The organism is Pseudomonas frederiksbergensis, assembly GCF_900105495.1.
Lineage (GTDB): Bacteria > Pseudomonadota > Gammaproteobacteria > Pseudomonadales > Pseudomonadaceae > Aquipseudomonas > Aquipseudomonas frederiksbergensis.
Genome location: NZ_FNTF01000002.1, coordinates 5,896,383 through 5,918,589, shown reverse-complemented (window position 1 = coordinate 5,918,589; position 22,207 = coordinate 5,896,383). Strand labels below are relative to the sequence as shown.

The following is a 22,207-nucleotide window of genomic DNA, read 5'->3' as shown; positions in this document are numbered from 1 at the left end:
ATCATGGCACTGAACAATATGGCTGGATTGCTCGAAAAACGACGTAATGCGTTGGTCGAGTACTGCATCGGGCAAGTCGGCAAAAAAGGTGAGGCCCCGTACTACTTCTTGCGAACCCCGGCAGACCTGTTCGAATTGCTGCGCATGGACCCGCTGGACAGCTACCCGGTTCAGAGTTCCTGGGTCGCCGAAGCGACGAGCTGTGCCCAGCAGTTCATTCATGCCGCGTACCGCAAGCTCGAACCGGGCTATGAGACGATTGAATTCGACAAGCGGGATCTGGCCACCTGGGAGCTTTACAGCAATTACCCGGATTGGGCAGCGCTACAGCTGATAGCACTTTATCCGGAAAACTTCATTAACCCTTTTGTGCGGCAGCGCAAGACCAGCCTGTTCAAAACCCTTGAAAACAACCTGAACCAGACCCAGTTGAACAGCGACTCCGTTCAGCGCGCTTTGGGGGAGTACCTGCAAACGTTCGAGCAGACCTGCAACCTGGATGTGATCAGCAGCTACATGGATGGAGCTTCGCCCACGCGTGCCGATTATTACTTTGTCGGTCGCGAGCGTTCGTCTGCCCCACGGTACTTCTGGCGCAAGGCCGAGGTGGAACTCTCGACAGCCGATATCGCCATCAATCCGGCGGCATGGGGGGAGTGGCAGCTGGCGGATGTTCCCGTGGGGGCGAAGGTGCTGGACATGCGTCCGGTGTTCTGGAACGGGCGCTTGTGCCTGGTGTGGGCCGAGTGGCGCGACAAGGTGGCGGGGCAGGAACCTGACAAGTTTTTGCCGCATCAACTGGACATCAACGTGGCTTTCATGGCGCAGAATGGCCAATGGTTGGCGCCGTTGAGCCTGCACAGTTCCAACCCTCTCGATGACTTCTCTGCAGGCGCTCGGCTGATTGCCACCGTTTGGGCTGATTATCAAAACCCCAAAGGCAAGCTTGGCGTCTTGTTGACTAATGGCACTACCCTCAACGAGTACGTAGTGCGTGATGTGCTGTTACGACCATTGACCGGCGATGATGGCCGCTGGCTGAATTACGCGGCACAGCATCGCTTTATCGCTGCCGAGACGGTTCAGCATCCGCTGATGAATCAGCCGAGCGTTGTGCCCACTGTCGTGACAGCGGGCACCTTGACGCCTTACCTGGATCTGCAGGCCCTGGCGTTTCGCCAAGGTGACAAAGATGTTCTTTTCGTCCGGGGCATTTGCAGGCCTACAGGGCTGCCCGGCGGCAACGTCGAGCTGGATCTGACGTTAGAAGGTCGTGACGGTTCAGATCCGGCGCCAATTAAAAAACCCTTCCCGATAGCTGGCGGTTGGAGCACTGATTGGCAGACCTTCAGTCGCGATAAAGGTACATGGCCGCAGCCGTCCACTTTTTTCTTTGGCGGGGCAGCAGGCACTTCCCCAGGACGCATGAAGTTTGAGTTGACGATCATCAACGTGACGGACTTCATTGCACCAAAGTTGCACAAGAACAGCCGCGATGCGGCACAGTTTCTAGATCTGAGAGCGTCAAACCTGACGCTAAAATTCACCCGTCTGAACTCACTGTTCGGCCCGGAACTGGTGCAGCGTTCGAACATTTCCGTCGATGCCGTACTGGATTGGGACACACAGTTTCTGCAAGAACCACCTCCGGCTTCAGCGTCTTTCAACGAGCCGAACGGTGCGTTCAACGGCGCCAACGGATTGTTTTTCTGGGAGCTGTTTTTCCATTTGCCTCATCTGATCGCGACGCGTCTACGGGCAGAGGATCGTTACCTGGAGGCGCAAAAATGGCTGCATTACCTGTTTGATCCGCAGGCGCCAGCGGATCCGGAAACCCCCCTACGGCCGAATCCAAAACCCGCGTATTGGCGCTGCCGTCCATTGAACGCCGAAGGCAATGTGGGCTTTGAAACCCGAGCCCCGACCGATCCGGACGCCATTGGCTATTCCGCGCCTTATCACTTCAAGGTTCTGGTGTTCACGGAGTACGTCAAGAATCTGGTGGCCTGGGGGGACTGGTACTACCGACAACTCACCCGCGATAGCCTGGTGGCGGCAAAGCTGTGCTATGTCCAGGCTGAATTCCTGATGGGCCAACCGCCGTTGGTGCGAACGGCGAACCGTTGGCAAGCAGACACGCTGAGCAATCTGTTAAACAACAGTACTTCACGACCGGCGCTCGAGCGGTTCGAAAAAACCTTCGAGTACAGCCTGGCGGATTTTCCCGTCGCCACCGAGGCGCCGCTCGAACTCGGGCTACTGGCAAACGAACCGTTCACCTGTCCGATCAATGAGCAGTTGCTTGCACTGTATGACTTGCCGAATCAACGTTTGCATAACCTGCGCCACAATCTGACCCTGGATGGCAAACCGCTGGATATACCGCTCTTCAGCCCACCCACGGATCCGAATCAACTGTTGCGGGATCTCGCGTCTGGAGGCGTGGGCGGACCAAGACCGATGGGTGGGCGCCTGGTGGTCGGTGCATTCCGTTGGCGCGTGACGTTCGAGGTCGCGTTGCGTGCAGTGCAGGTCCTGCAGGAGTACGGCAATCAGGTGTTGCGCCTGCTTGAACAACGGGATCGCGCCGAACAGGAAGAAATGCAGCAAACCCATTTGGTAGAGCTTGGAAACTATGCCAAGACCGTACAGGAGCAAGCCATCGCCCAGATGCGAGCGAACGTAACAGCGCTGGAGCAAAGCCGGGCAGTCGCGCAGGAACGGGCTGATAACTATGCACAACGCTATGACGAGAATGTGTCGGCGGTTGAATACGAGGTCATGGAAAATCTGTATCTGTCAAAACAATTGTCGTTGGCCGCCGCAAGCATCAAACCCGCCGGCGCGGTGCTTGCCTCTTTGCCTAATGTTTTCGGTTTGGCGAATGGCGGGCATCGCCTCGATAAAATTGCTGATGCGGTTGTCTTCGGATTGGGCGTCGGCTCGTCGGTGGTGCAAATGGACGCAGACAAACAGGCCGCCACCGAAGGCTACCGTCGTCGCCGCGAGGATTGGCAGTTGCAACGCGATCAGGCGTCGGCGGAAGTCCGCGCAATTGATGCGCAAATCGTCGCCCAGAACTACGCCGTACAGGCTGCGCAAACCAGCCTGGAGCAAACCCTGAAGGCCAATAGTCAATCGTTGACGGTTTACAACTTCCTCAAGAAGCGTGCGACCAATGCTGAACTGTTCGGCTGGTTGCTCGGCCAGTTCAAGGCGTTGCACTACCAGGCGTACGATGCGGTTGTCAGCTTGTGCCTCAGCGCCCAGGCGTCGCTGAGCGCCGAAACAGGCGATTACGATTCTCAGATTTCATTGCCCCAAGTCTGGCTGGACAACCGCCACGGTCTGACCGCAGGCGACCACCTGCGCTCTTATTTGCTGCGCATGGAATGTGAGTATTCGAAACGGTATGAGCGGCGGCTGGAACTGGTCAAAACCGTTTCGCTTCGGCAATTGTTCGAGGACACGATCGAGCCGCAGCCGGGGGTACCACCTGGCAGGAGGCGTTGGATCGGTTGACGAGTAAAGGAACATTGGAGTTCAGGCTCACGCAATTGCTTTTTGATCGTGACTATCCAGGGCATTTCTGCCGGCAAATCAGCTCGGTCGAGGTCGATTTGCCGGTGCTGATCGGGCCTTACCAGGACGTGCGGGCCACCTTGTTGCAGATCAGCAGCATGACGGCAACCAAGGCATCGACAGCGTCGGTGAGGTATTTGCACAAGCCGGATGGCGCTGTGGCTCCATCCGACGTGCAAATCAATCTGCGCAGCGGTCAGCAAATAGCGTTGTCGATGGGCATTGCAGACAACGGCTTGTCGGCGATGAAACCCGATGAAGGTTTGCTCAACCCCTTCGAAAACACCGGGGTGGTCTCTCAGTGGAGGGTGCACTTCCCTTGGCCGAAAAAAGAACCGCAGTCCTCCCTGCTCGCTTCTTTGACAGACGTCATTGTGCGCGTCCGCTACACGGCCAAAGCCGGGGAGCCGACCTTCATTCGAACCGTGGAAGACTTGGTGACCAGAGCCGAGACGATTGCCAATACACCCAATACCAAAGGAGCTGGCAGCCATGAATGAACCGATTGTCCTGGCCAATGAGAACCTTGTGCTCAATGGTGATTTCGAGAAATACCTCAACCACTGGGAAGGGGGACCGGTCGGCTGGTGTACTACGGTGGGCGTAACCTATGAGGGTGTCCCGATTCGGTTACTGGAGGCCGGTAATCAGGGTTCAGTCAGCCAGGCGCTGAAGATTCCCCAAGACCCTGGCGCTCAAGCTCGGTATGTCATCAGTTTTCTGTGCGAGATGCTGCATACCGAAGCGGGCAGGCTGGTCATCGGTATCGAGGGGGGGGCAGATGAACTGGAGATCCTGTTGCGGCCGGGTAAACTCCGGGATCTGGAGGAGGATCAGGCGCGTCTGAAGAGTGGGCAGTCGCAGGAGTTCAATCCGATCGAGTACGAAGTCGACCTGGATCTGCCGTTCCACAGTCAAGACACCATCACCGTCAGCGTGTTCAGCCCGGCCAACGAGATTGGGGACGACTGGTCGCGGGTGTGTATTACCCGGATCAAGCTTCAATTGCATCTGGAGCCGGCGGTGATGCAACGGCTGACGCTTGATGAGGAGCAGGTGTCACCGTCGCAGACTTTGCACTTATGCCTGGGGGCATCTGAGAGCTTTGCTCACGGGCTGAAATTCGACCTCGCGCCGGGCAACGCCTGGCTGGGTACCAAAGCCGCGTTGACCAGCGACGATAACCCGATAGGTGCAATTGTCGCGAAGCCTGCCTGGGGCGTGGATCACCCGCTTGAGGATCAATGGCAACTTGATTGCCCGTGGATCGGGGATGAGGGGCCCTACTTCTTCTCGATGAAGCTGCATAACCAGTACACCGCCGAGCCTTACCCGGTAAACGTATCCCTCGGGCATCATCGGTTGGTGTTCAGAGAGGCGATCGAGGCGGCCTATTATCCGGTGCTTGAATACGGTCAGAGTGTTCGTCTGGGGGTCAAGGTGGCGTCTTATTACACCGCGCAGTCTCTCAGCGGGCGGACGGTGAACTGGACGCTTGCGGGACAAGGGGTGAGAGCGGCCGTCGTTACCAATGATGAAGGCTGGGCGTACTTTGACTATCAGCCGACGGAGCAAGGCGAATTCGACATAGAGGCATCGGTTGAGAGTCTGTATTACGTCGCGGGTGTCGTGACTCAAACATTTGCGGTCCGAGTGTTGGAGACGGACCCGTGGAAGGACGTAATGGCGGTCGCCGATGGGGTTGAGACGCGCTGGGAGGAAAAAACCGGTTACCCCAATCGGAGGTCGGATTATCCCGTCCACGTAAGACTGACTTCGGGCAGTCCATTGTTGGAGACGCAGTTGTCGTTGCATTGGAGCGGTGACTCCCATGTGCAACTGGGGGTTGCCGTCAGTCCGGCGCTAGAGCACCCGGTGCCGGTTACTGGCACTGATTCGGTATGGACCTTGACGAGCGAAGACCGACTGGACGGCCGGTTCGATCTGTCGCTGGCCTGCTCGAAACTGCTGCTGCCTTCGCCGAAAAAACGCATGTCGCTGGCGCGCAATCTGGTCAAGGTCGGTGAGGTGCGTGAAGCCAACAAGTCTCCAGTGGTGGATGAACAGGAAAGTGTGTTGTTGCGGGTGCAGGTGGTGCATGTCATTGCCAGCCGTGATGGTGGTGCGGTGGTCAATGCATTGGTCGACTGGAAGACTCCCCTTGGAACTGTTCCTACTGTTACCGGGGCTGGTGGCTGGGCCAGTTTGCTGTATACGCCCAATAGCGCCGGGGATCTGATTGTCACGGCCAGCATCAAGGCCCACGCGGAGGCCGTTGCGGTTGAGCCGCATGTTTTCGAGGTGAAGGCTATTGAGACCAGTCCCTGGAAAAGAGAGGTCAGGATCTTCCTGGACGGGATGGAAGTCGATCGGGCTACGCTCGGCGTGCTCTGCCGACGTGGTCAAACACATACCTTGAAGGTTGTGCCTGTCACCGGCAGTGGGTGGATTGGTAAAAGCATCAGTTTGCACTGGCGCGGTGCGGCACCGAATATCGGGCTGGTGCCCAGTGATTTAGGGACGCCCAAGCTTCTAAAGGCAACAGGTGCGGAATGGAAACTCGTCTCACAGGCGAATAACAGCATCAGCAGTCTGTTTGAGCTGGAGCTACGCCTGGACGGCATTACAACCGTTCGAGAACTGTCTGGGCGATTGGTATCGGTAGATCTGGCAGAAGAATTAAGCCTGATGCTCGATCAGATACCGGCAGCGCTGGACGGGGAAATGCTCCATCCCTGTCTGGAAGCCTGCCACCGCTTTAGCGTATTGCCCAATGCGCTGAGCCCGCTGGTGGGGTTGATGTCAACGTTGACATGGACGGGAGAAAAACTGGGGGCAACCGTCGAACCTGATTTGAACCTTCCTCAGGTCATCAGCGACGGAGGCGCGATCTGGAAGCTGGATTTTACTGAAAGTGTGCAACCGGGCGAGTTTGCCCTGACGTTGGCATTGCCTCAGCTGGACTTTGCCGCTACTGCAAAGCCGATGGCGCTGGCGCATAACAAAGTCAGGATTGGAGCGTGGCGCGAATCGCCGGTGAATCCGGTCGTGGGGCAGGATCCTGCGTGGATGTGGGTTCAGGTGTTCTCCCATTTCACCGGTCACGCCGTGGATGAGGTGCCGGTGACCTGGTCTGCATCGGACATTCCGAGCGTGGTGAAAACCGATGCTTATGGCTGGTCCGGCTTTGCCTTTGCACCCGCTGATGCTCATTCTGAACATGAGGTGGAGGCGTTGGTGGAGAGTCCTTACGACGGTTATTCAGAGAAACGCACCATGACGGCCACCGCGCTGGCGAGCGATCCGTGGGAAGGGGTGATGGTCAGTTTTGACAAGCAACCGTTCCAGCCATGGGGCCAAAAAACCTACTTTCCGCGCCGTAAGGGAGAGCACACGGTCGATCTGATGGCACCAAGCAAGAGCCCACTGTTTGATCATGAATTGACGCTCGGAATGACCGGAACCGGACCTTCCGAACTGGGTATCAGCTTTTTGTCGGACGGGCTTGGGGTGCCACGAACGTTCTACGAAGGAGTGGGGTTGCAATACTTATTCAAGGTGGGCGATCTGAAGGACGGCAGTTTTGCGTTGCGCCTGTCATCGCAGCGGCTGGCAAGCTTGTCTCCGGCAAACGCGATGTCCTTGGGCGAAGGCTCTCAGGTGCTGAAAATTACCGCGAGCAACAGTGTTAAACAGACACTGGACTGGGGGCAGGAACTTGTCGAAAAGGTAAGTGTGGTATCGACCATCAGTGGCAAGCCAATGGTAGGGGTGACGGTGACCTGGCGCAGTCCCGACCTCGGGATTGCGACCTCTGTGACAGACTTTTACGGTGTGGCGAAAGTGCGCTTTGTTCCAATCATGCCCGGTGTGGCTGAGCTGACCGCGACGGTGGGGAGTGAGCTGAATTCGGATTCCGTTTCCTTGAGCTTTACGCTGAACGAACCTCGCAAAGTAAAAGAACTAATTAGCGTAGGGCCTCCGGGTTATCCAGAACAAGAGTTCTCTGCGCTAGCCACCATCGTTTCCGCCAGGACAGGCGAGCCATTGCCGGATGTATGGGTGAAGTGGGATTTTCCGGGTGTATCGATAGCCCCGAGCAAGACAAACTCGAATGGTATCGCCGGTGCAACGTTCAAACTTCCCTTCGTAAAACAAGGCTTGCTGGAGGCTGTTGTAGAGGGCGGAATCGGTGGTTGGGATGCGAAGTTATTGGTCGTTACATTGGATAGTCTTCAGGTGCGGCGACTGGTGTCAAACGGTGGTGACGTTGTGACGGTTGGGGGAACGGTGTACGCATATGCCATTATCGTTTCTTCAGCAACTGACAAACCTGTTGATGGCGTAGAGGTATTTTGGTTTAAAGGTGGTATTGAGCAAGGCTTACCGACGAAAACCAACACAGACGGTTTGACTTATAAAAATCTTTCCGCCGACGTCGTTGGCGACATGAGAATCGAGGCGCAGGTCCGCGACCTGCATGGCACGCCAATTGACACCAAGTTATTGATAGTCTCGGTTATTCCCCGTTAACGTTTAAATATGTAAGAAGACACTACAGCATCCCGGCTCTTTTCCAGCTCAAATACCGCGTCACCAACTCAGCCCCCAACTCCCCGGGCCGAGCGTCCAGCATCTGAACCCCATGAGCACTCAACCGCTCATGGAGTTCCGCCCGTTCATTCAAATAATCCACCGTCCCGCAGTAGGCCAGCGCCTCCTGCAAGGTCTGCACCGGTGTGTGTCGCAGCGTGTCGAGCAAGTCTTCGCGCAGGCTCGCCACCAACACTCGATGCTGCTTGCCCAGACGTTTGACGGCGTTGAGCAGTTCTTCATCATCTTCATCCCGCAAGTTAGTCACCAGCACCACCAGCGCCCGGCGTTTTTGTCGGGCCAGCAGTTGGTTGGCGGCGGCCTGATAATCGGCTGGGCGCTGGATGCTGTTGAGGTCATAGACAGCGTTGAGCAAGACCTTGAGTTGCTCGGTGCCTTTGACCGGCGCGAGGTAATGCGGTCGGTCACTGGCGAAGGTGCTCAGGCCTACCGCATCGCCTTGGCGCAGGGCGACGTAGCTGAGCAGCAGGCAGGCATTGAGCGCATGGTCGAAGTGCGACAGTTCATCATCCTGGCTGCGCATGCGGCGGCCGCAATCGAGCATGAAGATGATCTGCTGGTCGCGTTCGTCCTGATACTCGCGGGCAATTGGAGTGCGCTGGCGGGCGGTGGCTTTCCAGTCGATCTGGCGCAGGCTGTCGCCCTCGCGAAATTCACGCAGTTGATGAAATTCCAGGCCCAGACCGCGACGCTGGCGTTGGCGTACGCCGAGTTGGCTGAGCCAGTTGTCCACCGCCAATAATTGGCCGCCGTAGAGGCGGGCGAAGTCGGGGTAGACGCGGGCGTTATCGGTCACGTTGAGCAGGCGTTTGTCAGACCACAGGCCCAATGGGCTCGGCAGGTTGATTTCGCAGTGTTCGAAGGTGAAATGACCGCGTTTTAGCGGGCGTAGCCGATAGCCGATCTGGCTGTGCTGGCTGGGTTGCAGTTCGACCGACAGGGGCAGGTTTTCGAAGCTCAGGCCGTGCGGCACATGGTCGAAAATCTGTATGTTCAGTGGTTGGGCAAAATCATGCTCGACCTCCAGTCGCACTTCACCCCATCGACCGAGTGCAAGGCTGCCGGGCATTTGTCGGTGGAGTCGGAGCGAGGGCAGTCGTTTGAGACGGACGGCGTCGAGTATCGCCAGGGCCAGCAGTGCCAATAACAATCCCCAGTGGATCGACAACAGGCTTGATGGAACCTCGATGTCCAATGCCCGCAATGTGCCCAGCACGATGCCGATGGCCAGCAACACTGTGAGCCAGATCAGCAGCAGGCGCGAGGGTTTCACAGGCGTGGCGCCGGCACTTGATCGAGCAGTTGCTTGAGCACTTGATCGACCTCCAGCCCTTCGATGTCCAGCTCCGGGGCAATGCGCACCCGGTGGCGCAGTACCGACAGCGCGCAGCCCTTGATGTCATCGGGAATCACAAATTCGCCGCCACGCAACAAGGCGCGGGCGCGGGCGCAACGTACCAGCGCGATGGACGCCCGAGGCCCGGCGCCGAGGGTCAACCCCGGCCACGTGCGCGTGGTGCGGGCCAGGCGCACGGCGTAATCGAGCACCTGATCGTCCAGCGGCAAGTCGCTGGCGATGCGCTGCAAAGCCAGCACATCCTTGGCTTGCAGGACGGTGCGCAACGGCTGCACATCGAGCATGTCGGCACGGGTCGAGCGGCTGACCTGGCGCACCATGTTCAGTTCCTGATCGGCGTCGGGGTAGTCCATGCGCACCTTGAGCATGAAGCGATCGAGCTCGGCTTCCGGCAACGGGTAAGTGCCTTCCTGTTCGATGGGGTTTTGCGTGGCGAGCACCATGAACGGTTGCGCAATCGGCAGGGCGCGGCCTTCGAGGGTGACTTGGCGTTCCTGCATGGCTTCGAGCAGTGCGGCCTGGGTTTTCGCCGGGGCGCGATTGATCTCGTCGGCCAGCAACAGGTTGGTGAACAACGGCCCTTTGCGCAGTTTGAATTGCTCGGTTTGCATGTCGTACACCGCATGCCCGGTGACATCGCTGGGCATCAGGTCCGGGGTGAACTGGATACGTGCGAACTCGCCGCCGAAGCAGCGGGCGAGGGCGCGTACCAGCAACGTCTTGCCCAACCCCGGCACCCCTTCGAGCAGCACATGGCCGCCAGCGATCAGGGCGGTGAGCACATCGTCGATCACGCTGTTCTGGCCGATCACGGCTTTTTGCAGTTCAGTTCTTACCGCCTGGGCCAACTGGCTGGCGCGCTGGCGTTGCTGCGCAGCGTGGTTCAGTGTGCCGGGCTCGATCTCACTCATAAGGCATTCCTCAAGGTTTGCAGGTGGGCGACCTGACGGCTGAATTCAGCGCTGGACAGCCGCTGTTTCGGTCGCGGGCTCATGGCCTGGCTGATAGCGCGTGTGGGTTGGCCGGTCAGGCGTGCGAGCACCAGCCATTGTTCGGCAACGCCGAGTTGTTCGAAACCGGGATGACGGCGCCGCACACGACGCAAGATGTCGTGCTGCAAGGCGTGCAACAGGTGCTGCTGACCGTTGCGGCGCAACATGAAATCGGCGCTGGCGCGTAGGTGTTCCTGAAGTTGACGGCGGGCTCTCGGGGCTGGTTCCAGCAGCGGACCCTGGCGCACGCCGACGTGCCAGAAGCCAAGGCCGATAAGGGCAAAAAGGGCGACCAATGCTTGAGGGAAATAGCGCAGGAGCAAGGTCGGCAGACTGTCGTGATCGGTGTTGAACAGCAGGGTCACGTTCGTGTCCGCGGTCAGGTACCAGAGCAGCCAGGCGTTGTCGTACTGGTCGATGGCCGGGGTTTTCCACAGGTCGGCGTCGGTGACCACGATGATCGAACCAAGCCCGTGATTGAGCTGCATCATGTGCGTGGCCTTGCCGCTGTTGGCCCAGGCTTGCGCGAGGTTTTTCGGGTCTTCGAGATGGAATGCGGTATCGAAACCGGCGTAGGCCGGCGCGTTTTCGTCTTCCAGATACAACTTGGTCAGCTTGGGATAAGGATCGTCATCGATAGTGTGCGGCGGGTCCTTGAGGTCTTTGCTCAGCGACTGGTGCAGTTGCACCCGGTCGAGCAACAGGTCGTTGCTTTGGCCGGTTTTTTCATCCCACAGGGACTGGGCAACAAACAAAAGACGCCCGCCGGCCCGGGTCCAGTTCAGCAGCTGATCGACCTGGCGCGGTGTCATGTTGTCGCGCTCCCCGAGCAATAACAGGCTGTGCTGATGTGGCTCCAGGGTGGGCAGGATATCGAGGCCGTTGGCGTGGTTCACCGTCAGGCCCTGTTTGCGCAGGAAATATTCGGCAGCGAGATAGGGATTGGCCTGGGCTTCGGGCGAGGGGCCGTGATCGATGTCTGCCTGATAGGGCGTCGCCTTGACGTACAGATAAACACTCAGCGCGCCCAATAGCACGGCGATGAACACGCCGACCGCCAGCCAGTGTCGCCGGTTCAATGCAACGCTCCCGGGCCGAACAACGCCCGCCAGCCGTCACAGAGTTCCTGTTGCAAATGTGCGGGAGGCAGGCGATGCCCGTAGGCCATGTTCTGCCAGTGCCCGGTCAGGCTTTTACTGAAGGCCAGCAAGGCAGGTTGGTGCAGGTGTTCGATGCGCTGAAGAACTTCGCCTTCGGTGTCGGCGGGTTTGAGCAACAGGTCGAAGTCGTGCAGCAAATGGCTGAGCAGACCGCGATAGAGCAATCCGAGAGCCTCGCGAGGTTGGGTTTGCCAGAGACGTTCGGCGCTGGCGGCGATGTCGGCGGGCAGGGTTTCGCGGTTGAGGTCCAGGCCGAAAGCCTGTTGCGGTAACGGCCGCGTGACCTTGCTGTTCAAGGCCGGTCGACGCCTGACGAAAGCTTGCATCCAGTCACGGTAATGCCAGATCAATAAACCGATGGCACCGATCACGACCGCCCACAACACCACTTCGATCAGCGTGGCCGTTGCGCCGAAGCGTTGGTTGTCCAGAAGCTTGAGCAGCGCCTCCAGCCATTCGGTTGTTGGGTCATCGTCCGCCGTATCGGCGGCGGGTTGGTCCTCGCCAAACCGATAGCGCGTGACGGACTCCTTGTTCTTGAACGGAGGCTGATCGAGGATCGCCTTGATGCTGTTGCGGGATGCCTGACTGGTCAGTGGCTGGTCCAGCAGGCGTGGGCTGTCGGGTGAAATGACTGGCTCGGCGGCCCACACGGTTTGTGCTGTCGGCATCAACAGGAATGCTGCCAGCAGCAGGGGGACGGCGGCGCTGCTCAAGCGTTGGCGCATGCGGCGGAACACCAGCTCGATATCCCAGGCCTCCAGCACCGTGCGCCGGTTCAGATAAAGGCTGAAGCCGCAGGCGACATACACCGGTTCCCAGACAATCAGCACCAGTGCGTAAAAGGCGTTGGTCAGGTGTTCCAGCCATCGCCAGTCCTGTGTGGCGGCGGTGATCAAGGTCTGCCAGCTCCAGTCGAGTTCGACCTGTTGCGGCAAGAACATGTAGAACAGCACCATCAGACCGATCCACAGCGCGGTTTCCAGGTGTACGCCGATGATGGTCAGCCAACGCGCGGCACCGGCGTCGCGCTGCAACAGCACCTGCAAACGTTGTTGGCGTGGCTCACCACTGAGCCCTTCAAGTTGCACCACCGGCATCAGGAAACTGCGACTCAGGCTCAGGCGCCGCCAGGTCAGGCTCACCAGCAGCTGCGGTTGCAGCAGCCGCGGAAATTGGCGCAACGTCTGTTTCAGGGTGGGCGTTTCGCCAAACATGGCTTTGGACAGGATGTACAGCGGCAGGCGGTCGAACGCCGGTTTCAGCCACCAGAAAATAAACACGGCGAGGGAGGGCGAATCCCATAGCACCCAACTGAGCAGGGCGAAAACCGGCAAGGTCACGAGGGCCCAACTGGTCATCAGCAGACGCCGGTGTCGTTGGCTCAGCAGGACGCCCAGGTCCATGGCTTCCCAGGTGGTGCGCGGGCGGATGACAGCTGTGGCGTCACTCAGGCGCATGGCGGGTCCGTCCGGCAAACAGCAGGTAAGTCGCCACCAACAACCAGAGCGCTGCACCGACCAGGTATTTGGTCATGGGCGCGACCCCGATCGTGGACGACCAGTAAGCCTCGATAAACGCCGCAATCAGCAGAAACAGCATGACCCCGCAAATCAGCAGCACGCTTTTGCGGGCCGCCAATCGCAGGGCTTCGGAGCGAGGCAGGCGCCCCGGTGCGATCAACGCCCAACCCAGTTGCAGGCCGGCGGCACCGGCCAGGGCGATGGCACTCAGTTCGAAGGCGCCGTGGCCAACCACGAATGGCCAGAACGTTTGCCCGTAGCCGATGTGCGTCAGGTGCCCGGCCACCGCACCAATCATCAAACCGTTGAAGAACAGGAAAAACGCGCTGCCCAGGCCAAACAGCAAGCCGCTGGCGAAGGTCTGAAAGGCGATGCCGATGTTGTGCATGATGTAGTAACCGAACATCACCCAGTCTTCACTGGCCGCCCGTTCTGCCGAACGCCCCAGGTGACCGGCCTCGGGGTCGTACATGCCTTGCATCTCACTGACCTGCTCGGCCGGGATCAGGTTGTAGACCAGGTCGGGGAACAGATACACCAGCAACGCGAAGCCAATCAGGCTGCCAAAAAACATCAGGCTGGCGGCGAGCACGAAACGCCACTGTTCGCGCACCAATCGCGGGAAGTCAGCCAGGAGGAAGCCCAGCACGTTGGCACCCAGTCGACTGCGGTGGCGATAAAGCTGTTGATGCCCGCGCAACACTTGTTGCTGTAATGAATCGATCAGGAAGCTGCTGTAACCCCGTTCCTGGGCCAGCGCCAGATGCTGGCAGAGACGACGATAATCACTGGGGAAATTGGCGACTTGCTGTGCTTGCTTGCCTTGCTCCAGCTGTTCAAGCACGAGGGTAAATTGCGCCCATTCGGCCTTGTGGCGACTTTCAAAAAGGCTTTGCTTCATGTGGGGCCCAACAAGCCGCGGGCGATGCCATTGAGTTCGTCCACGGCCCCTGGTGCCGACACCTGCAACGGTTGCGCGAGTATCGCCGCCAGTTCTTTGACCCGTGCTTCAGAGAGTTCACCCTGGCGCTCGGCAAAACCGAGGATGGCGCGCTGTTCGGTCAGCGTCAGCGCAAAGGCCGGGCGCCGGGGCTGGACGGCGGGCAGTTGTGGTCGGGCGAGCGGTTGTTCGCGGTAGATCACCAGCGTGCCGGCGGCCAGATCGCCGAGGCGTTTGAAGGTGGGATGTTGCAGGCAACTGACGGCCCCGAGGAAATAGCCGAACGGCAGCATGTCGACAAATCGCAGCAGGTTGCGCAGCAGCGAAGCAGACCAGCCGATCGGCGTGCCATCGTCCTGCACCACCCGCAGGCCCATCCATTGCTTGCCTGGCGAACGACCCTGGTTGAGCACTTCGAACAGCACCATGTACCACCAGCTCACCACGAACAACAGAATCGAGCCGAGTCCTGCACCGAGTTTCCCGAGGAACGCCAGGACAATAAACAGCAGGCCGACGATCAACCCGCGCAGCCCGAGATCGATGGCGAACGCCAGCGCACGAACCATCAACCCGGCCGGGCGCAGTGGCAGGTCGATGCCTTCCGGCGTTTCGACTTGATACCGCGTATCCAGTGGCGGGGACAGCGTCGCGTTCCTTGGCAGTGCTGTGGTCTCGAGCATGGGCAACCTTGATGTGGCCTGTTCGGGATTCGATGTCCGTCCGATGCTAGCAGCCTCTCGAGGGAAAACGACATAACTATGTATTGCACGGCACGTGGCCAGAGGTGATTGAATGACAAGATTACTGGCCGGGGCGGGATGTGAACGCCTAGACTTCGCCGATCTTCAGTTCAGGAATAGCCCGTGACCTCTATCTTCTGGTACGACTATGAAACCACTGGCATCAACCCCCGTTGCGACCGCCCGCTCCAGATGGCGGGGATTCGCACTGACTTCGATCTCAATGAAATAGACGAGCCGGTCAACCTTTACTGCCAGCCCAGTGAAGACATCCTGCCCCATCCGGCGGCCTGTGCGATCACCGGTATCACCCCCGGCCGACTGGCCGAGCAAGGCTTGAGCGAAGCCGATTTCATGACCCGGGTGCATGCCCAACTCGCGGCGCCCGGCACGTGCGGGGCGGGGTACAACACGCTGCGTTTCGATGACGAGATGACCCGTTACAGTCTTTACCGAAATTTTTTCGACCCTTACGCGCGCGAATGGCAGGGCGGTAATAGTCGCTGGGACCTGATCGATGTGGTGCGTGCAGCCTATGCCTTGCGCCCTGACGGCATCGTTTGGCCGACGGACGACGAGGGGCGGATAACGCTCAAGCTCGAACGCCTGACTGCTGCCAATGGCATTGATCACGGAAATGCTCACGAAGCGCTGTCGGACGTTCGCGCCACTATCGCCCTGGCGCGTCTGATCCGGGAAAAACAGCCAAAGTTATATGACTGGTTATTTCAGTTGCGCGGTAAACAAAAGGTGATGGATCAGATTCGTCTGTTGCAGCCGATGGTGCACATCTCCGGACGCTTTTCGGCGGCGCGTAATTATGTCGGTGTGGTGTTGCCTTTGGCCTGGCACCCGCGCAACAAGAACGCCTTGATTGTCTGTGATCTGCACCTGGATCCTCAGGGCTTGCTCGATCTGGATGCCGACACTTTGCGTCAACGGCTGTATACCCGCCGCGATGACTTGGCCGAGGGCGAGTTGCCGGTGCCGCTCAAACTTATCCACATCAATAAATGTCCGGTGGTGGCGCCGTTGGCGGTACTTCGCTCTGAAGATCAGCAACGTTTGGAGCTGGATATGTCGCTCTACCAAGAGCGCGCGCTGCGGCTAAGTGACGCACAAACAATTTGGCGAGATAAAGTGCAGGCGATTTATGCCAGCGAAGCGTTCACCCCGAGCCAAGACCCGGAGCAACAGTTGTACGATGGTTTTATCGGTGATCGGGATCGGCGTCTTTGTGAGCAAGTCAGGTCTGCCGACCCTGCTCAATTAGCGCAACAACAATGGCCCTTCGATGATGAGCGATTGCCCGAATTATTGTTTCGATATCGCGCACGCAACTTCCCCGATACGTTGAATTTCGAAGAGCAAGAACGCTGGCGAATATTCTGTCAGCAACGTTTGTCAGCACCCGAGTGGGGGGCGCCAAATACGTTGGAAACTTTTGCAGAAGCCGCAGCCCAATGGAGTAATACGGCTACATCGTTTCAGCGAGAGGTGCTGAATGAATGGCAGAATTATGTCGAAGGATTACGCAAACGTTTGAATCTTTGAAATCGAAAATGTTCGGAGCTGAATACCGGGCATAAAAAAACGCCAGCAGATGCTGGCGTTCTTTTTTGTCGCGGGTAAGTCCGCGACAAGCGCTACGGCTTAGCCCAGCAGGGTAGCCCAGCCTTCAACCACGTCACCGCCCCACTTGGCTTTCCACTCTTTCAGAGTCTTGTGGTTGCCACCTTTGGTTTCGATGACTTCGCCGTTGTGCGGGTTTTTGTATTGTTTAACTTTGCGAGCACGCTTGGTGCCAGTAGTTTTTACTGCGCCGCCACGTGGTGCTTTGGTTTTGGACTCAGGATCCAACAGCGCAATGATGTCACGCAGAGACTTGGAGTATTCGCCCATCAGGGTGCGCAGTTTGCCTTCGAATTCCAGCTCGGTTTGCAGTTTGTCGTCTTGGGACAGATTCTTCAAACGGGCTTGCAGCTCTTTGATAGCTTCTTCGGTGGCGCGATATTCGTTGATCAAGGACATGAGGACTACCTTATGTAGGGCGCTGGATGGCAGGTGACAGTGCGGCAATAATAGTCAGGGTGTTTCACCAAGTAAACATTTAACCGGGGTTTTATTTAAATTAGTTACGATGAATAGGCATAAATTGCCGGTGCAGTTAAAAGTGTGATGCAGTCATCACGAATATTCACAATTGTGCACTTGAAGAATGGCAACAGGGACACCATCGCGCGGGTTGCAGGTGCTGCGAGAACCTCTGCCGCTTGCCTTTGTGTCGGGCCACGCGTCATCAATACTGCAGTTTTGTTGCGCAATCGCTAGAATGGCCGCCTTTGCGAAGTTCTGGAGTTTTACCCTCATGCGCACTTTTCGGCTGGTGATTGCTTGCCCGGACCGCGTCGGTATCGTTGCTAAAGTCAGTAACTTTCTGGCGTCACATAACGGCTGGATCACTGAAGCGAGCCATCACTCGGATAATCTCAGTGGCTGGTTCTTCATGCGTCACGAAATTCGTGCCGATTCGCTGCCCTTCGGTATCGATGCCTTTCGCGAGGCGTTTGCACCGATTGCCGAAGAGTTCTCGATGAACTGGCGCATCACGGATACCGAGCAGAAAAAGCGCGTGGTTCTGATGGCCAGTCGCGAGTCTCACTGCCTCGCCGACTTGTTGCACCGCTGGCACAGTGATGAACTGGATTGCGAAATTTCCTGCGTGATTTCCAACCATGACGACTTGCGCAGCATGGTCGAGTGGCACGGGATTCCGTATTACCACGTACCGGTCAATCCGCAGGATAAAGAGCCGGCCTTCGCCGAAGTCTCGCGCCTGGTCAAACAGCACGATGCTGAAGTGGTCGTACTTGCCCGCTACATGCAAATCCTGCCGCCCGAGTTGTGCAGCGAATATGCCCACAAGGTCATCAACATTCACCACAGCTTCCTGCCATCGTTCGTCGGCGCCAAGCCGTATCACCAGGCATCGATGCGTGGTGTGAAGTTGATTGGCGCGACTTGCCACTACGTGACCGAAGAGCTGGATGCCGGTCCGATCATCGAACAGGACGTCGTTCGCGTCAGCCACAGTGACAGCATCGACGATATGGTGCGTTTCGGTCGGGACGTCGAAAAGATGGTACTGGCCCGTGGCCTGCGCTATCACCTGGAAGACCGGGTGCTGGTGCACGGCAACAAAACCGTGGTGTTCTGATAACTTGCTGCTGATCGTTCCCACGCAGAGCATGGGAACGATCTACAGAACGAGAACTGACCATGGCCGATCCACTGGACAAAGCCACATCCAAGGCTCCCGCCACATTGGGCGAGGGGTGTTTGAGCCGTTACGACCCGGATGACATGAACCCTGAAGACGGCACGGAGTTTCCCGGTGCCGCCGAGTTGTGGGAACAGTTGCAGAACGACCCCGACGACAACACTAAGCCTGCTTGAACTTCATCAACTTCTTCAGCAACGGCCGCCCGAGCATCAGCAAAAACACCGGGCCGCCCACCAGCAAATAGAAGTAATAAGTCACCGCCCGCCAGATCAGGATCGCCGCCGCCGCGGTGGATTTTCCTACCATTGGCGCCAGCAGCGCCGCCGACGTCAGTTCCGCCGCCCCGGCACCGCCCGGCAACAGGCTGAACTGCCCCGCGCTCAGCGAAAGCATCTGGATCAGAAAGCTCCAGGCCCACTGCAAATCCGCCCCAAGCCCACGTAACGCCAGATACAGCACGCTATAGCGCAAGCCCCAATGCAGGCATGTCAGGGCAAACACCGTGATTAATGTCTGAAAAGGCAGCTTCAAGGTGTCCGTGAACGCCGCGAGGAAATGCAGGAGTTTTCGCGCCCAGCGCACACGGGTGGTGGTTTTGACATTCAGGCGAGCGAGCAATCGGCCGCTCAAACGAATCAGCACGCGATGGTAGCGGGCGACCACCACGCAACTGAACAACCCGCCGAACATCGAAATGGCGCTGACGGTCAGCAGCCATTCCATGCGTTGGCTGAGGTGCTGGAACAACGCGTAAATCAGGATCCCGCTCAGCGCGCAGAGAAAAAACAGCAAATCGCTCAGTTGATCCATGGCAAACACAGCGCTGCCCCTGGCCGGACGCACGCCATTGCGCGCGAGCAGCGCCATGATGGTCAGCGGCCCGCCGCTGCCGCCCGGTGTGGCGCAGTAAGCGAACTCGGCGGCCATCACTACCCCGAGGCTTTTCAGCGGGCTCACCTTGTCGCGCTGATCGCCTAGCAACAGGCGCAAGCGCATCGTGTTCAGCACCCAACACAGCAGGATCATGCCGAACATGATCAGTAACCAGGTCAGCGGAAAGCTTCGCAGCCGATACCAGGTTTCGTTACCGCCCAGCAGCGATGGAATCAGCACCGCAGCGAGCAGTGCGACGAGCAGCAGAATCCCGCGACTCATGCGGCGCGCCCCATACGCTCGCTTTGCAGTGCCAGCCAGCGTGACTTGGTCAACGGCACACGCCCCTCGTCGAGCAAGCGCTTGAGGGTTTGCAGCCAGTACGTGCGCGAGAACTCATGACGCATATCCACCGGGTGCAGGCCAAGACGAATCACCGGTGCTTGTTGCCAGCGTTGTTCGCGTTGATCGCTGACGAACTTCGACAGCCCTCGGCGCCAGGCGCTGCGGGCGCTCCAGACCAGCCCCGGCGCGTCGAACGCGGTGAAATCCGGCAGGCGATAGAGATGCTGCGAGTCGCTGGTGTAACTCAGGGGTAACTGGCGCAAAGCCTGGCGCGTCCCTTCGCTCATCAACCAGGCCGGGGCGACGAAGCCTTCCAGCGGCCAGTGATAACGGTGGAACACTTCGATACCGGCGTGCAGGCGGGCGAGGGCGGTTTCTTGAGACAGGCTGTAAAACTCGCCTTCGTGGGTATAGATCCGGCGCATGAACCAGTCTCTTGGTGTAATGGGAGTAGGCGCGTCATCGCAATGAAAGTAACCGTGCAAGGCCAGTTCGTCACCTCGGGTGAGACGGCGGGTGAGCACACGTCGAAATCCTGGGTGCTCCTGCAGATCGTTGTGCTTGTGGAAATTGGGCACCACCAGCCAGGTCATCGGCACTTCGCCCAAGGCGTCGACGGCCTCGACAAAGGGTTGATAGTCGCCCCAGGTTTGCGGTGCGACATCATGCAGTATGAGTAACAGGCTGGGCGGGTTCATGGGATCAACCATTGGCCGTCAGCGGCCAGTGGCTACCGAGCACGGCGTGATAGTGGCCGAGCAAGCTGGTGACCACCGTGTCCCAAGAGTAATGCCGTTCGACATGGCTGCGGGCCTGTTTGCCCAAAACCACGCTGCCCGAACTGAACAGCTCGCGGACCGTGTTGGCCATCGCCAATGGATTGTTCGGCGGGCAGAGCAGGCCGCATTGATCGGTGATGATTTCCTGAAAGGCCCCGGCCGCCACGGCCACCACCGGAATGCCACTGGCCATGGCTTCTAGAACCACCAGGCCGAATGTTTCCTGATCGCCGGCATGCAACAGCGCATCGGCACTGGCCATCAACCGCGCCACTTGTGCGGCTGGGCAGAACTTGTCGACCACAGTGACGTTGTCGGGCACTGCGGCCGGCATCGACGAACCCACCAACAGCAGGTGATAGCGTCGGCCCAGGCGTTTCATGCAGTCGAGCAGCACCGGCAGGTTTTTTTCCTTGGAGCCGCGCCCGGCGAAAATCAGTAAATGAGTGTTCTCATCAATGCCCAGTTTGGCCCGTAGGCCCGGGTCTCGTGCAGCGGGATTGAAGGTTTGCAGGTCGACGCCCAACGGTTGCACGAAAACGTTCTTCACCCCTAGCCCGACCAGTTTGTCGGCCATGACCTGACTGGGTGCCAAAACCCGATCGAAATTGCCATAGAGCTTGCTGACATAGGCTTCAACGTTGGTGGTGACCCAATTGCCCATGCGATTGCTGACCAGCATCGGCAGGTCCGAATGGTAAAAGCCGATCACCGGGACATCCAGTTGCCGCCGGGCGTCAAGGGCCGCCCAGGCGGTGAGGTAGGGGTCGCCGACCTCGATCAGGTCGGGCTGTAAATCCTGCAGAACATTGCGCCATGGCGCGAGACGGAGGGGGAAACGATAACCTTTGCCGAAGGGCAGTGCAGGGGCCGGAACCGTATAAATGCCATCCTGTTCGCTCAAGTGAGCCCCAGGAATCAACAGACTGTGGCGAATGCCTGGCTTGATGCTCAGGCGACGGTGTTTTGCATCCAGATAAGTGCGCACGCCACCGCTGGCAGGGGCGTAGAACATGGTTATGTCAGCGATATGCACGATGAACATCCCTCCGGTCCGTTGTTCTCCCTTGGTTGACCTTTATGAAGGATAGATGTTCGGTTGGGGTTTTGTGGCGGGACGTCAGTGAGGGTTTTGCGGTGTGTTACAGACCGCTATCGCGAGCAGGCTCACTCCCACAGGGTCTGGCGCTGTACCTGTGGGAGCGAGCCTGCTCGCGAGGGGGCCCTGATCAGACACTAAATACGGAAACTGCCTACCAATTGTTTAAGCCGCGCCGCCTGCTGCTCAAGATCCGCGCACGCCCGCAACGTCGACTGCAGGTTTTCTACCCCTTCCTGATTCAGTGTGTTGATCTCGGTAATGTCCACATTGATCGACTCCACCACGGCAGTCTGCTCTTCGGTCGCCGTCGCCACCGACTGGTTCATCCCGTCAATTTCGCCGATACGCAAGGTCACGCTGTTCAACCGTTCGCCGGCCAGGTTGGCGATTTCGACGCTGTCCTGGCTGTGACGCTGGCTGTCGCTCATGGTGCTGACGGATTCGCGGGCGCCGACTTGCAGCTCCTCGATCATGGTCTGCACCTGTTGCGCCGATTCCTGAGTGCGGTGCGCGAGGTTGCGCACTTCATCGGCCACCACGGCAAAACCACGTCCGGCTTCACCGGCGCGCGCCGCTTCGATGGCCGCGTTCAGCGCCAGCAGGTTGGTTTGCTGGGAGATGCTGGTGATTACTTCGAGAATCTGCCCGATGTTCACGGTTTTGCTGTTCAGCGATTCGATGTTGGTGCTCGAGGCGCTGAGCATGCTGGACAGCTGATTCATCGCGACAATGCTGCGATCCACCACTTGCTGGCCATCTTCAGCCAGGCTGCGGGCATCGCTGGCCTGACTCGATGCTTGTGCTGCGTTGCGGGCGATTTCCTGAGCGGCGGCACCGAGCTGGTTGATCGCCGCGGCCACGCTGCTGGTGCGCGAAGCCTGTTGGTCGGAGTTGAACATCGACGAGTTCGAGGC

The 22,207-nt window shown here is 58.6% G+C and carries 17 protein-coding genes; 6 read left to right on the top strand and 11 right to left on the bottom strand.

The features are described 5' to 3' along the window. Positions 1 to 3: 3 nt before the first annotated feature. Genes BLW70_RS27870 through BLW70_RS27865 form a run of 3 tightly spaced genes read left to right on the top strand, consistent with a single transcriptional unit; the run spans position 4 to position 8,115 of the window. On the top strand, positions 4 to 3,522 hold the full coding sequence (locus tag BLW70_RS27870) for a Tc toxin subunit A-related protein (RefSeq protein WP_328586411.1): 3,519 nt from the start codon (positions 4 to 6) through the stop codon (positions 3,520 to 3,522). Further along, complete coding sequence (locus BLW70_RS31380) at positions 3,510 to 4,082, top strand: Tc toxin subunit A-related protein (RefSeq protein WP_328586410.1); 573 nt, start codon at positions 3,510 to 3,512, stop codon at positions 4,080 to 4,082. Before BLW70_RS27870 ends, BLW70_RS31380 begins: the two co-directional genes overlap by 13 nt. Next, positions 4,075 to 8,115, top strand: a complete 4,041-nt coding sequence (locus BLW70_RS27865) for an Ig-like domain-containing protein (RefSeq protein ID WP_074879547.1) — start codon at positions 4,075 to 4,077, stop codon at positions 8,113 to 8,115. Before BLW70_RS31380 ends, BLW70_RS27865 begins: the two co-directional genes overlap by 8 nt. 22 nt (positions 8,116 to 8,137) lie before the next feature. On the opposite strand, the gene BLW70_RS27860 is transcribed toward BLW70_RS27865, so the two are convergent. Genes BLW70_RS27860 through BLW70_RS27835 form a run of 6 tightly spaced genes read right to left on the bottom strand, consistent with a single transcriptional unit; the run spans position 8,138 to position 14,851 of the window. Then, positions 8,138 to 9,469, bottom strand: a complete 1,332-nt coding sequence (locus tag BLW70_RS27860) for a DUF58 domain-containing protein (RefSeq protein WP_074879543.1) — start codon at positions 9,467 to 9,469, stop codon at positions 8,138 to 8,140. After that, positions 9,466 to 10,464 carry an AAA family ATPase gene (locus BLW70_RS27855; protein WP_074879540.1) on the bottom strand — a complete coding sequence of 333 codons (999 nt, stop codon included), beginning with the start codon at positions 10,462 to 10,464 and terminating at the stop codon, positions 9,466 to 9,468. The genes BLW70_RS27860 and BLW70_RS27855 overlap by 4 nt, the downstream gene beginning before the upstream one ends. After that, entirely contained in the window at positions 10,461 to 11,624 is a 1,164-nt protein-coding gene (locus BLW70_RS27850) for a DUF4350 domain-containing protein (RefSeq protein WP_074879537.1), read from the bottom strand. Before BLW70_RS27850 ends, BLW70_RS27855 begins: the two co-directional genes overlap by 4 nt. After that, entirely contained in the window at positions 11,621 to 13,165 is a 1,545-nt protein-coding gene (locus BLW70_RS27845; RefSeq protein ID WP_074879534.1) for a DUF4129 domain-containing protein, read from the bottom strand. Before BLW70_RS27845 ends, BLW70_RS27850 begins: the two co-directional genes overlap by 4 nt. Beyond that, positions 13,152 to 14,129: a stage II sporulation protein M gene (locus BLW70_RS27840; protein ID WP_074880843.1), complete on the bottom strand. Its 978-nt coding sequence runs from the start codon at positions 14,127 to 14,129 to the stop codon at positions 13,152 to 13,154. The genes BLW70_RS27845 and BLW70_RS27840 overlap by 14 nt, the downstream gene beginning before the upstream one ends. Beyond that, positions 14,126 to 14,851 (bottom strand): RDD family protein, encoded by a 726-nt coding sequence (locus tag BLW70_RS27835; RefSeq protein WP_074879531.1) that lies wholly within the window; start codon positions 14,849 to 14,851, stop codon positions 14,126 to 14,128. The genes BLW70_RS27840 and BLW70_RS27835 overlap by 4 nt, the downstream gene beginning before the upstream one ends. Positions 14,852 to 15,034: 183 nt before the next feature. Between BLW70_RS27835 and sbcB the strand changes: the two genes are divergently transcribed. Further along, positions 15,035 to 16,465: an exodeoxyribonuclease I gene (sbcB, locus tag BLW70_RS27830; RefSeq protein ID WP_074879526.1), complete on the top strand. Its 1,431-nt coding sequence runs from the start codon at positions 15,035 to 15,037 to the stop codon at positions 16,463 to 16,465. A 99-nt stretch (positions 16,466 to 16,564) separates the two neighbouring features. Here the strand turns inward: sbcB and mvaT are convergent, their stop codons facing one another. After that, positions 16,565 to 16,942: a histone-like nucleoid-structuring protein MvaT gene (mvaT, locus tag BLW70_RS27825; RefSeq protein WP_007933316.1), complete on the bottom strand. Its 378-nt coding sequence runs from the start codon at positions 16,940 to 16,942 to the stop codon at positions 16,565 to 16,567. 337 nt (positions 16,943 to 17,279) lie between these two features. Between mvaT and purU the strand changes: the two genes are divergently transcribed. Both purU and BLW70_RS30875 read left to right on the top strand, forming a co-directional pair. Next, positions 17,280 to 18,128 (top strand): formyltetrahydrofolate deformylase, encoded by an 849-nt coding sequence (purU, locus tag BLW70_RS27815; RefSeq protein WP_074879520.1) that lies wholly within the window; start codon positions 17,280 to 17,282, stop codon positions 18,126 to 18,128. A gap of 62 nt (positions 18,129 to 18,190) precedes the next feature. Next, positions 18,191 to 18,367 (top strand): hypothetical protein, encoded by a 177-nt coding sequence (locus BLW70_RS30875; RefSeq protein WP_162842866.1) that lies wholly within the window; start codon positions 18,191 to 18,193, stop codon positions 18,365 to 18,367. On the opposite strand, the gene BLW70_RS27810 is transcribed toward BLW70_RS30875, so the two are convergent. The 4 genes from BLW70_RS27810 to BLW70_RS31680 form a co-directional block, all read right to left on the bottom strand. Beyond that, positions 18,354 to 19,349: a glucosaminyl phosphatidylglycerol flippase gene (locus BLW70_RS27810; RefSeq protein WP_074879517.1), complete on the bottom strand. Its 996-nt coding sequence runs from the start codon at positions 19,347 to 19,349 to the stop codon at positions 18,354 to 18,356. The genes BLW70_RS30875 and BLW70_RS27810 overlap by 14 nt on opposite strands. After that, complete coding sequence (locus BLW70_RS27805) at positions 19,346 to 20,122, bottom strand: N-acetylglucosaminyl phosphatidylglycerol deacetylase (protein WP_074879514.1); 777 nt, start codon at positions 20,120 to 20,122, stop codon at positions 19,346 to 19,348. Before BLW70_RS27805 ends, BLW70_RS27810 begins: the two co-directional genes overlap by 4 nt. Further along, positions 20,115 to 21,236 carry an N-acetylglucosaminyl phosphatidylglycerol synthase gene (locus BLW70_RS27800; protein ID WP_074879511.1) on the bottom strand — a complete coding sequence of 374 codons (1,122 nt, stop codon included), beginning with the start codon at positions 21,234 to 21,236 and terminating at the stop codon, positions 20,115 to 20,117. Before BLW70_RS27800 ends, BLW70_RS27805 begins: the two co-directional genes overlap by 8 nt. A gap of 191 nt (positions 21,237 to 21,427) precedes the next feature. Further along, positions 21,428 to 22,192, bottom strand: a complete 765-nt coding sequence (locus BLW70_RS31680; protein ID WP_409077343.1) for a methyl-accepting chemotaxis protein — start codon at positions 22,190 to 22,192, stop codon at positions 21,428 to 21,430. Positions 22,193 to 22,207 lie beyond the last annotated feature (15 nt).

Bases quoted from the DNA above. Each gene is read 5' to 3' on its own strand.
- BLW70_RS27870 (WP_328586411.1), top strand. From the start codon at position 4: ATGGCACTGAACAATATGGCTGGATTGCTCGAAAAACGACGTAATGCG.
- BLW70_RS27865 (WP_074879547.1), top strand. From the start codon at position 4,075: ATGAATGAACCGATTGTCCTGGCCAATGAGAACCTTGTGCTCAATGGT.
- BLW70_RS27855 (WP_074879540.1), bottom strand. From the start codon at position 10,464: ATGAGTGAGATCGAGCCCGGCACACTGAACCACGCTGCGCAGCAACGC.
- BLW70_RS27845 (WP_074879534.1), bottom strand. From the start codon at position 13,165: ATGCGCCTGAGTGACGCCACAGCTGTCATCCGCCCGCGCACCACCTGG.
- BLW70_RS27840 (WP_074880843.1), bottom strand. From the start codon at position 14,129: ATGAAGCAAAGCCTTTTTGAAAGTCGCCACAAGGCCGAATGGGCGCAA.
- BLW70_RS27835 (WP_074879531.1), bottom strand. From the start codon at position 14,851: ATGCTCGAGACCACAGCACTGCCAAGGAACGCGACGCTGTCCCCGCCA.
- mvaT (WP_007933316.1), bottom strand. From the start codon at position 16,942: ATGTCCTTGATCAACGAATATCGCGCCACCGAAGAAGCTATCAAAGAG.
- purU (WP_074879520.1), top strand. From the start codon at position 17,280: ATGCGCACTTTTCGGCTGGTGATTGCTTGCCCGGACCGCGTCGGTATC.
- BLW70_RS30875 (WP_162842866.1), top strand. From the start codon at position 18,191: ATGGCCGATCCACTGGACAAAGCCACATCCAAGGCTCCCGCCACATTG.
- BLW70_RS27810 (WP_074879517.1), bottom strand. From the start codon at position 19,349: ATGAGTCGCGGGATTCTGCTGCTCGTCGCACTGCTCGCTGCGGTGCTG.
- BLW70_RS27805 (WP_074879514.1), bottom strand. From the start codon at position 20,122: ATGGTTGATCCCATGAACCCGCCCAGCCTGTTACTCATACTGCATGAT.
- BLW70_RS27800 (WP_074879511.1), bottom strand. From the start codon at position 21,236: ATGTTCATCGTGCATATCGCTGACATAACCATGTTCTACGCCCCTGCC.
- BLW70_RS31680 (WP_409077343.1), bottom strand. From the start codon at position 22,192: ATGTTCAACTCCGACCAACAGGCTTCGCGCACCAGCAGCGTGGCCGCG.